General features: G+C 64.1%; 5 protein-coding genes. 2 read left to right on the top strand and 3 right to left on the bottom strand.

Going from position 1 to position 4806, the window contains the following annotated elements; all coding sequences use genetic code 11:
- Positions 1–81 precede the first annotated feature (81 nt).
- Together ACFW2Y_RS34755 and ACFW2Y_RS34750 are read left to right on the top strand one after the other, a co-directional pair.
- The gene (locus ACFW2Y_RS34755) at positions 82–210 is read left to right on the top strand and encodes a hypothetical protein (protein WP_384887424.1); all 129 of its coding nucleotides are present in this window, start codon (positions 82–84) and stop codon (positions 208–210) included.
- A 143-nt stretch (positions 211–353) separates the two neighbouring features.
- A protein-coding gene (locus ACFW2Y_RS34750) for an IS3 family transposase (RefSeq protein WP_384887422.1) occupies positions 354–1546 on the top strand; the annotation gives its coding sequence in 2 pieces (ribosomal slippage) (positions 354–618 and positions 618–1546; 1194 coding nt in all).
- A 342-nt stretch (positions 1547–1888) separates the two neighbouring features.
- Here the strand turns inward: ACFW2Y_RS34750 and ACFW2Y_RS34745 are convergent.
- From ACFW2Y_RS34745 to ACFW2Y_RS34735, 3 genes are all read right to left on the bottom strand, one after another.
- On the bottom strand, positions 1889–3007 hold the full coding sequence (locus ACFW2Y_RS34745; protein WP_384887419.1) for a ParB/RepB/Spo0J family partition protein: 1119 nt from the start codon (positions 3005–3007) through the stop codon (positions 1889–1891).
- Entirely contained in the window at positions 3007–3741 is a 735-nt protein-coding gene (locus tag ACFW2Y_RS34740) for a ParA family protein (protein ID WP_384887416.1), read from the bottom strand. Before ACFW2Y_RS34740 ends, ACFW2Y_RS34745 begins: the two co-directional genes overlap by 1 nt.
- 291 nt (positions 3742–4032) lie before the next feature.
- A complete protein-coding gene (locus ACFW2Y_RS34735; protein ID WP_384887414.1) occupies positions 4033–4629 on the bottom strand; it encodes a hypothetical protein in 597 nt (198 codons plus the stop codon).
- Positions 4630–4806 lie beyond the last annotated feature (177 nt).

The following is a 4806-nucleotide window of genomic DNA, read 5'->3' as shown; positions in this document are numbered from 1 at the left end:
AGACAGCGTGGATCAACGACCCCGCCAAGCGCAGCGAACCCGCACCACAAACCTCATAGCGTCACGACCGTCTCACTGGACTTGAAATCTTCCGGCGGGACCGAGGTGCTGAGTTTCCAGTACGCCCCCACCGACCCCTCCGGCCACGAGGGTTTCGACCCGCTCGCCTCGCTGGCAAAGGACAAGTTCGCGAAGGCCACCCGCGGCTAAGCCACTACTGCCCCAACTTCGGGTCACGCACCCGCAGACCCGAGGCCCTGGCGTCAACGAAGATGGAAAAGTGAGCTGTACTGAGATTTGTGGAGTCCCTGATGCCAGGGTTACGGTCCTGGCGAAGGAGAACCACCAGCACCATGGCAGCACCCCGTAAATACCCCGACGAGCTCCGCGAGCGCGCGATCCGTGAGGTCCGCACCACCGGCCGCCCGATCGCGCACGTCGCGAAGGATCTGGGCATCCACAAGGAGGCCCTGCGAGGCTGGGTCCGCCAAGCCGAGGCCGACCGCGGCGAGCGGGACGACCGGCTCACCACCGCCGAACAGGACGAGCTCAAGCAACTCCGTAAAGAAGTAGCGGAGTTGAGGCGGGCGAACGAGATCCTCAAGGCCGCGTCGGTGTTTTTTGCCCAGGAGATCGACCGTCCCCGGACGAGGCCGAGCAGGTGATCGACCACCTGCGTGACAGAGGTCTCGGGGTCGATCCCGTCCGCCGGGTTCTTCAGCTGTCGCCGTCGACGTACTTCGCCCGCAAGAAGCGGCCGAAGTCGGCCCGACGGCTCCGCGACGAGCGGCTGATGCCACTGATCGAGAAGATTCACGCGGAGTCCGGGGCCACCTATGGTGCCCGCCGGATCACCCGCGCACTTCGGCGCAAAGGCGTCGTCGTGGCCCGCTGCACCGTCGAGCGGCTGATGGCCGAGCTGGGCCTGGAGGGCGTCATCCGCGGCCGGCGGCGCCGGACCACGATTCCGGAACCGTCGGCACCGCGTCCGCCGGACCTGGTCGACCGCGACTTCACCGCCTCCCGGCCCGATCAGCTGTGGGTCGCGGACATGACCTATGTCCGCACCTGGTCGGGATGGGCGTATGTGGCGTTCGTCCTGGACGTGTACTCCCGGATGATCGTCGGCTGGCAGGTCGCGAACCACATGCGGACCGAACTCCCGCTGGACGCACTGGAGATGGCGCTGTGGCGACGTCGGATCAAGAAGGATTCCGGACTGATACACCACAGCGACCGCGGGTCCCCATATGTATCAATTCGCTATACCGACCGACTGTCCGACATCGGCGCCTCCGCGTCGGTCGGCTCGGTCGCGGACTCGTACGACAACGCGATGGCCGAGGCCCTGAACGGCACCTTCAAGGCCGAACTGATCGAGATGCAGGGTCCCTGGAAGAACGTCGACCAGGTCGAACGGGCGATCTTCCAGTGGATCACCTGGTACACCGAAGAACGCCTCCACTCAGCACTCGACTACGTACCACCCGCCGAGTACGAGGAAGCCTTCTGGCGCAGCCAGGAACAGACCCCACAGTCCGCCTGAAACAAGATCACCGGACTCTACGAAACTCGGGGCAGCTCAAAGTCCGACGCAGCGGCGGTCGAGTCACTACTGGTTTGCCGTGCAGTTTGTTCGAGTTTCAGTCGCTTGAGTCGCTGTATGGCAGCCTGGGTGAAAGGGGAAGACCGGGTTTACGGCTACGCCAAGCCGTGAACTCACCGGCGTGGAGAACCTTCTGATCTGCACATACTGAGGTCATGACGACGCTGGCCGAACCTCTCGCGCATGCTTGCGCGGTGGCCGAGAAACGAGTCTGCACCGACATGGGAAAGCCCCTGCTCTCTGTCCGGTATCCAGGGAGAGCAGGGGCTTTGAGTGGGCTGCTTACACGTCCTTGAGAAGGCCCTCAGCCACCTGTTGGAGGATTCCTGCCAGTGATGTGCGAGCTGACGGGTTGAGGTCAGTTCGCAGATCCATCACAACAGCGTCCACTCCGGCGCTGAGCTTGAAGTAGCGCTGGATGAACGTGCCGCGCTGGGCCAGATCCAGGCGTTGGAAGGCGGCATCCATCAGAGCCGCACCGTCGTGCCACGGTGTCGTGAAGGCAGGCTGGCTCTGAGGGGGCGCGGTGAGCCGTGGCTCAGGAACAGCGACGGCTGGACGTTCCGTGTCCGAGACTTGTGTAGCTACCACTCCCCTGCTGGCCGGTGCGGCTTCGGCGGCGGGGTTCAAAACCGGGTTTTGAAGGGGCGCCACTGTGGGGGTGGGCGTGCGCTTCCTCGGGGTCTTCGGTTCCTGAGCTTTACGGATTTCCTCGGCCGCGATGGCCTTCTGCTGTTCCAGGTCCTGGATCTTGGCGATCTTCTCGGCTGTCTTCACCTTGATCTGCTTGGTGTCGACGACGTCGCGAAGCTCTGGGGCCAGGTTGAGCAGTGCGAGCCGGTTGGAGACGTACATCTGCGACTTGCCGATGCGCTCCGCGACCTTCTCCTGGGAGCCATGGCGCTCGACCATCCGCTGCAGGAACTCGGCCTCCTTGTAGGGAGGGATGTTCTTACGGTGGATGTTCTCGATGACGACGGCTTCGTCGAGCTTGTCGTCGTCTTCGTTGCCGAGGCGGTCGCGGACCCGGATCTCGAACTTCGTCCAGCCGAGCTGCTTGGCAGCGTGGAAGCGCCGGTTGCCGAGGATGACGACCCACTGCGCGTCGCCGAGGGTCTGACCGTGCTCGGGCTTGACGCGAAGAAACGCCTCGCGGGACATGGCGACGGCGGGCTGCAGTTGTCCGATGGACTTCATCGACTCCTTGAGCTCGCGGAAGTCGGAGTCGTCGTCGCAGTAGTCGGTGTCGGTGCGCGGGTTTTCCGGATTGCCGACCAGTGTGTGCATGTACACGGTGGTCGGCGGCGTCTCGGCCTTAGCGGGCGCCTCAGCAGAGGCTCGCTTGCTGCCGGGCTTACCGGGTCCGTCGAGGAGGTCGGCCCAGGGCTTCTTCGTCGCCATCAGCGTGCGCCCTTCTTGCCGGCGCCGAGTTCGAGGGCGAGCTGGTAGAAGTCTTCGCGGGCTTCCATCGCGACCCGGTTCTTCTTGTACTGGGTGACGACAGTGCCTTCGAGGGCCGCCCGGGTGTGGACCTTGTAGTGACGGACGACGGTGTTGGCGAGGTTCCAGCCCTGCGCCCGGATGAAGTCCTTGGTCTGGTCAAGGTCGGCTTCGCCGTCGCGCGGGTCCCAGTTGTTGATGACGACGAGGTAGGGGATGCCGAGTGGCTTGACCACTTCCTCGATGGTGTCGCGGGTCGGCATGAACCCAAGAGGTTCGGGCTCGACGGGGACGATGATGTCGTCGGCGTTGGCCAGCACAGCGCGCATAGCGTCGGCTGCGGTGCTCTTGCCGAACGGGTCGCCGGCTTCTTCCTTCTCGTCGTCGGGGAGGTCCATCCATCCCGGGGTGTCGATGAAGGCGTGCTTGATCTTGCGGGACTTCTTGAGAGCGGAGAAGAGCTCCAGGTCGTCCTTGGAGTTGATCTGCTCGAAGGAGAAGGGCAAGTCGTTGCCGACTCGTTCCGACCACCAGGTGGTGGAACCCTGAGGGTCAGCCGAGACAGCTGCGACGTAGTGGGGGGCGCCCTCGGGGGCTGCGCCCAAGACGTGGGCGGTGATGGCCGCAGTGTTGACGGTGAGAGTCGACTTTCCGACTCCCCCCTTGCGGTTGATGAGCGCGGTGATCCGTGCCATGGGTGGTACTCCTGATGCTCCGTATGCTTCCCAGCCGGACTGGCTGGTACTAGCGGACCGGGACAGGATGCCACGTATCGCCCTGCTGGGAAGCACCGAGGGCGGCCGTGTTTCAAAACCGGGTTTTGAACCTCGCGAGCGGTTGCCCCAGCAGCCGCGATGTCTGGAAGGGCGCGGGGTCATTGAGCGTGCTCGATCTTCTTCTCTCTCATCAACTCGTCCAGCTCAGCATCGGACAGCGGATGCAACGTGGTGAGGAGACGACGTAGTCCTGTCTCATCGAGGCTCCCGCTAGTGACCGTGACTTCCACGTCTCCGCGGCGGCGTACGAGGGTGGGTCGTGTCCCGCCACGTGGTGTAGAGGATCACGTTCCACTTCGGCAGCGTGCCACCTGTGACCACCGCGTTGGTGCCGAGGGGGCAGTAGTGATGCTCGCCGTTACACCACTCTGCGGGACGCGATCCGAGGGTGACGCCCCTGCCACCAGGAAAGCTGATGACCGTACGCATCTCACCGTGGGTATCCACCGTGCAGGTCACTTCCTTCTGCACGGGGTCCGGGCATTGAAGTGCCGGCGTGCTCGACCGGTTCACCCAGAAACCCACATACCCCAGGTCGTGACCGGCTCGAATGGGGGTGTAGTCGACACTGAAGAGGTTCGGGCCGACCCTGACCCGGGAGATCTCCATGCCTCGTGGCGAGTCGCCCAGGTAAAGCAGCTCAGGGTTCTGCCGGTACCGTGCGATCTCCGCTTCTTCCTGCCGCTGCTCCGCCAGCGCCGGGCCGACGAAAACTCCGTAGCCCACCCCGCAGACCAGCACTACCAGCGTCCCCATCCGCACCCGCCAGTCAGGGACGAAGAACGCTGCGGCAAGGACGTACGGCACTCCTGTCAGAGCAAACCGAGTACCAGCACTCCCCAGGTCTACATCCTGGACGTAGGCACCCAGGCCCGCCAGCACCCCGATGGTGAGCTGCCCCGAGTTTCGTAGAGTCCGATCTTGATTGGTTCAGGCGGACTGCGGGGTCTGTTCCTGGCTGCGCCAGAAGGCTTCCTCGTACTC

It is taken from the genome of Streptomyces sp. NPDC058877 (assembly GCF_042742855.1).
Taxonomy (GTDB): domain Bacteria; phylum Actinomycetota; class Actinomycetes; order Streptomycetales; family Streptomycetaceae; genus Streptomyces.
Note: the sequence above shows the minus strand (reverse complement) of the source record. Positions and strands in the feature narration are given on the sequence as shown.

Bases quoted from the DNA above. Each gene is read 5' to 3' on its own strand.
- ACFW2Y_RS34745 (WP_384887419.1), bottom strand. From the start codon at position 3,007: ATGGCGACGAAGAAGCCCTGGGCCGACCTCCTCGACGGACCCGGTAAG.
- ACFW2Y_RS34740 (WP_384887416.1), bottom strand. From the start codon at position 3,741: ATGGCACGGATCACCGCGCTCATCAACCGCAAGGGGGGAGTCGGAAAG.